Source organism: Streptomyces graminilatus, assembly GCF_001418565.1.
GTDB lineage: Bacteria > Actinomycetota > Actinomycetes > Streptomycetales > Streptomycetaceae > Streptomyces > Streptomyces graminilatus.
The window spans coordinates 1-4,855 of sequence record NZ_LIQQ01000493.1 but is presented as its reverse complement, the minus strand read 5'-3'; the positions used below and the strand labels follow the sequence as shown (position 1 = coordinate 4,855).

Sequence of the window (4,855 nt, the reverse complement as noted above, 5' to 3'; positions counted from 1 at the left end):
CCCGTCCCTGGGGGCTGCGCCCCCAGGGACGGGACGGGAAGGGGCGGCGGGGCGAGGCAAAGGAACCGGATCGCGAACTGCCCGCCCCTCCGGAGGAGTTAACCTCCTCCCACCACCCCCTTCGCCGGAATGATGATCCGGAAAAGTTGCGCCCCCGGCGGCGGGTGGGGCAAGTGAACTGCCCGATCTCTCGTACAGTTTGCGCCGTGGGATCTATGCGCAATCCGGTCGGGCCGCTTCCCTCCTCCATCTACTGGCGACGGAGGGCCGTTCTGCTGTCCGTACTCGCCCTGTTGACCCTGCTGGCCATCTGGATCACCGCCTCCGGCGGCGGAACCGGCAACAAGGCAACCGACGGCGCCAACGGCAAGGACCCCGTGCGGACGATCACCCCGGGACCCGCCGGCACGGGGCCCGCGATCAGCCAAGCCCCGGGCGGACGCGACGAGTCGGGCAGCTCGGGCGGCACCGGCTCCGGCGGCACGGGCGGTACGGACACCGGAGGGTCGGGCTCCGGCTCGGCGGGCTCCGGCGGCGACAACGGCTCCGCCGGGACAGCCGGGACCGGTGGCGGCGGCACCGACGACGGCGTCAACGGCAGCGTGGGCAGCGGCGACACCCTTCCGGCCGGTTCCACCCTGCCCAACTGCACCGCCGGAATCGTCCGGTTGAGCCTGCGCAGCGTCCAGAACACCTACGCGCCCGACGAGACGCCCACCTTCCAGTTGGTCGCCAGGAACTCCTCCGCCAACGACTGCAAGATCGACCTCGGTCCGAAGGCGGCGGTCGTGACGATCACGCAGGCGAGCGGCGACGACGACATCTGGGCCTCGGACGACTGCCCCAAGGACACGGCCGGTCTGCTGTTCCGGGTCTCGGGCGGCGACAGCATCACGTACACCTTCGAGTGGGACCGCAAGGCGAGTGCCCCCGGGTGCGCCACCCCGAAGGCGGGACCGGCGACGGCCGACACCTACCTCGTGGAGGCCCAGGCCCAGGGCTTCCCGAAGGCCCAGGCGTCCTTCGTACTGGACAAGGACTGAGGAAGCCCGACCGAGGACCGAAGGACGGACCGGACGAGGACCGACCGAGGACCGAATCGGTACCTGCCGCGAAGGTAACCGTGCAGACCGGTACCCACCGACCTACACGTACCGCTCCAGAATCGACGACTCCGCCAGCCGCGACAGGCCCTCCCGGACGCTGCGTGCCCTCGCCTCGCCGACCCCGTCCACTGTCTGGAGGTCGTCGACGCTCGCCGCCAGCAGTTTCTGCAGGCTGCCGAAGTGCTCCACCAGACGGTCGATGATCGCGCCGGGCAGGCGCGGCACCTTCGCCAGGAGGCGGAAGCCGCGGGGGGAGACCGCCGAGTCGAGGGTCTCGGGTGAGCCCGTGTAGCCCAGGGCCTTGGCCACCGTGGAGAGTTCGAGCAGTTCGGCGTGGCTGAGCGCGTCGAGTTCGGCGAGCGCCTCGTCGACCGTGCGGGAGCGTTTGGCGGTCGGCTCGGGGACGTAGTCCCGGACGACCAGCTCGCGCTCCGGCTCCACGCCGGCGATCAACTCTTCCAGCTGGAGGGCCAGAAGCCGCCCGTCGGTGCCCAACTCCAGCACGTACCCGGCGATTTCCGTCGCGATGAGGCGGACCATCTCCAGGCGCTGCACCACCGCGGAGACGTCCCGGACCGTCACCAGGTCCTCGATCTCCAGCGCGGACAGGGTGCCCGCGACCTCGTCGAGGCGGAGTTTGTAGCGCTCCAGGGTCGCGAGGGCCTGGTTCGCGCGGGACAGGATCGCGGCCGAGTCCTCCAGGACGCGGCGCTGGCCGTCCACGTACAGCGCGATCAGGCGCATGGACTGGGAGACGGAGATGACGGAGAAGCCCACCTGCTTCGACACGCGGTCGGCGGTGCGGTGCCGGGTGCCCGTCTCCTCGGTGGGGATCGTCGGGTCGGGGACGAGCTGTACGCCGGCCCGCAGGATCTTGGACAGGTCCGAGGAGACGACGATGCCGCCGTCGAGCTTGCACAGCTCGCGCAGCCGCGTCGCCGAGAACTCGACGTCCAGGACGAAACCGCCCGTGCACATCGCCTCGACGGTCTTGTCGGAGCCGAGCACGATGAGTCCGCCGGTGTTGCCGCGGAGGATCCGCTCCAGCCCGTCGCGCAGCGCCGTGCCGGGTGCCACGGCGCTCAGTGAGGCGCGCATCAGGCCATCGGCACCGGAGCTCCCACCGTACTTTCCTGGAGCTGATCCCCGGTCGTTGGCTGCCACTGCACTCCTCCGGTCGCAGGTTCCTGGGCGCTCCCGTTTCGCACACGTTGTTCGTACGGACGGGCGAGACCTGCGCAAAGTCTACCGGCGGTCCTCGTCCTCCCGTGGGGCCTCTCGCCTACGCGACCTCGGAAGCACCCGGAGAGCCTCCCCCATGTCGGCCACTTCGATGACCTTCATGCCGGTGGGGATCCTGCCGGGATCCGCCGGGACGAGGGCGTGGGTGAAGCCCAGACGGTGGGCCTCGGACAGCCGCCGCTGCACCCCCGTGACCCGTCTGACCTCGCCCGCGAGGCCCACCTCGCCGATCGCGACGAGGTTTTTCGGCAGCGGGGTGTCGCTCGCGGCGGAGGCCAGCGCCAAGGCGATCGCGAGGTCCGCGGCCGGTTCGGAGAGCTTGACCCCGCCGACCGTCGCCGAATAGATGTCCCGCTTTCCGAGCGCGCTGATCCTGCCCCGTTGTTCGAGAACCGCGAGCATCATCGAGACCCGGGACGTCTCCAGGCCCGATGTCGTACGCCTGGGGGAGGGGATCTGCGAGTCGACGGTGAGGGCCTGCACCTCGGCGACGAGCGGGCGGCGGCCCTCCAGGGTGACCGTCAGACAGGTGCCCGGCACCGGCTCCGCGCGCCGGGTCAGGAACAGGCCGCTCGGGTCGGCGAGGCCCGTGATGCCCTCGTCGTGCAGTTCGAAGCAGCCGACCTCGTCGGTGGTGCCGTAGCGGTTCTTGACGCCCCGGACGAGCCGCAGCCGGGCGTGCCGGTCGCCCTCGAAGGACAGGACCACGTCCACCAGGTGTTCCAGGAGGCGCGGGCCGGCGATCGCGCCGTCCTTGGTGACATGGCCCACCAGGAGCGTCGACATGCCGCGTTCCTTGGACGCGCGGATCAGCGCCCCGGCGACCTCGCGCACCTGCGCCATGCCGCCCGGCGCGCCGTCGATCTCGGGCGAGGCCACGGTCTGTACGGAGTCGAGGATGAGGAGGGACGGTTTCACGGCGTCCAGGTGGCCGAGGACCGCCGCGAGGTCCGTCTCCGCGGCCAGATAAAGGTGGTCGTCGATCGCCTTGATGCGGTCGGCGCGCAGCCGGACCTGGCTCGCGGACTCCTCACCCGTGATGTAGAGGGTGCGGTGCTCGTCGCTCGCCGACTTCGCCGCGACGTCCAGGAGGAGGGTCGACTTGCCGACGCCCGGTTCGCCGGCCACGAGGACCACGGCCCCGGGGACCAGCCCGCCGCCGAGTACGCGGTCCAGCTCGGGCACGCCGGTGGTGCGGGCGGTGGCCTGGCGGCCGTCGACCTGGCCGATGGGGACCGCGGAGGTGGTGACCCGGCCCGGTGCCGTCGTACGGACCGCGGGCGCGCCGTACTCCTCGACCGTGCCCCACGCCTGGCACTCGGAGCAGCGGCCGAGCCACTTGACCGTCTGCCAGCCGCACTCGGTGCAGCGGTAGGACGGACGGTCCTTAGCGGTCTTCGTACGGGCAGCCATGACACGAACCGTAACCGGGACCACTGACAGCGCGTCCGCCGACGGGTGCCGGAAGCCACCCCTCCGGCGACAATCGGCCACGTAAGGGCGGGAATCAGTCATGGAAACCGGGGTTCGTGTCCCCTATTGAGGGATCGTTTCACCCGTACGGATTAAAAGTGCTCAAGGTGGGCGAAGGGTTCGTCGTAAGGCGCCTACGGTCGCACGGGTGATGAGCAGCAGTCCGGACACCCCGATCCGCAGCACCGGCGCACACCGGTCGCCCAGTGAGGCGCGCGACCGGGCGGCGGGGCACACGCTGGTCCAGCGCCCGCCCGCGCGCTACGAGCCGTATCTGGACGGCCTGTTCACTTACTGTCTGTCCGTTCTGTGCGACCACGACACGGCCACCGCCGCCCTCGGCGACGTCCTCGCGCTCGCCGAGCGCCGCAGCCCGCGCGGCCCGGAGTCCGCCGGTGACCGCAGGGCCTGGCTGTACGCCCTGGCGCGCTGGGCGTGTCTGCGCCAACTGGCCGAGGCCAAGCGGAAACGGCAGGGCACGCACGCGGCGGGCCGCCGAGGCAAGCGGCAGGCGTCCGCCGTCCCCGCGCCCCAGTCCGCCCCGGACTCCGCCGCCGTCCCCGTCTCCGAGGAGGCCCGGGAGGCGCACCGCCGTGAACTGGCCCAGCTCGCCTGGCCGGAGGCCGCCGGCACCACCCCCGAGCAGCGCGAGGCGCTCGAACTCGCCGTGCGCCACAAGCTCGCCGCCCACGAGGTCGCCGCCGTACTGGGCATGGACACCGCCGCCGCCGGCGACCTGCTCGCCTCCGCCGCCTGCGAGGTCGAACGCACCCGCGCGGCCCTCGCCGTCGTCGAGACCGGCGCCTGCCCGAGCGTCTCCCGGCTCACCGGCGACCACCAACTGGTCCTCAGCACGGCCCTGCGCCGCGAACTGGTCCGCCATGTCGACGACTGCCCGCGCTGCCGCCGTACCGCCGAGCGGGCCGTTCCCGGCTCCTGGCCCGGTACCAGCGTCACGCCCGCCGAACTGCCCGTCCTTCAGGCACCCCGCGCGGCACTGCGGGTCGCCATGGCACACCTCCCGCGCGCGCGGG

At 71.9% G+C, this 4,855-nt stretch carries 4 protein-coding genes; 2 read left to right on the top strand and 2 right to left on the bottom strand.

What is annotated here, in order from left to right:
* The first annotated feature begins 206 nt into the window (after positions 1–206).
* Positions 207–1,043: a hypothetical protein gene (locus AOK08_RS33770; RefSeq protein ID WP_055533101.1), complete on the top strand. Its 837-nt coding sequence runs from the start codon at positions 207–209 to the stop codon at positions 1,041–1,043.
* 102 nt (positions 1,044–1,145) lie between these two features.
* Here AOK08_RS33770 and disA read toward each other — a convergent pair whose 3' ends face one another.
* The gene (disA, locus tag AOK08_RS33765) at positions 1,146–2,270 is read right to left on the bottom strand and encodes a DNA integrity scanning diadenylate cyclase DisA (RefSeq protein ID WP_055533098.1); all 1,125 of its coding nucleotides are present in this window, start codon (positions 2,268–2,270) and stop codon (positions 1,146–1,148) included.
* 81 nt (positions 2,271–2,351) lie between these two features.
* A complete protein-coding gene (gene radA, locus AOK08_RS33760; protein ID WP_055533096.1) occupies positions 2,352–3,761 on the bottom strand; it encodes a DNA repair protein RadA in 1,410 nt (469 codons plus the stop codon).
* Positions 3,762–3,969: 208 nt separating this feature from the next.
* Between radA and AOK08_RS33755 the strand changes: the two genes are divergently transcribed.
* A partial coding sequence (locus AOK08_RS33755) for an RNA polymerase sigma factor (protein ID WP_422125794.1) occupies positions 3,970–4,855 on the top strand: 886 nt, incomplete at its 3' end.

What these genes read in the sequence shown, in the direction of transcription:
- radA (WP_055533096.1), bottom strand. Translation starts at nt 3,761, where the DNA reads ATGGCTGCCCGTACGAAGACCGCTAAGGACCGTCCGTCCTACCGCTGC.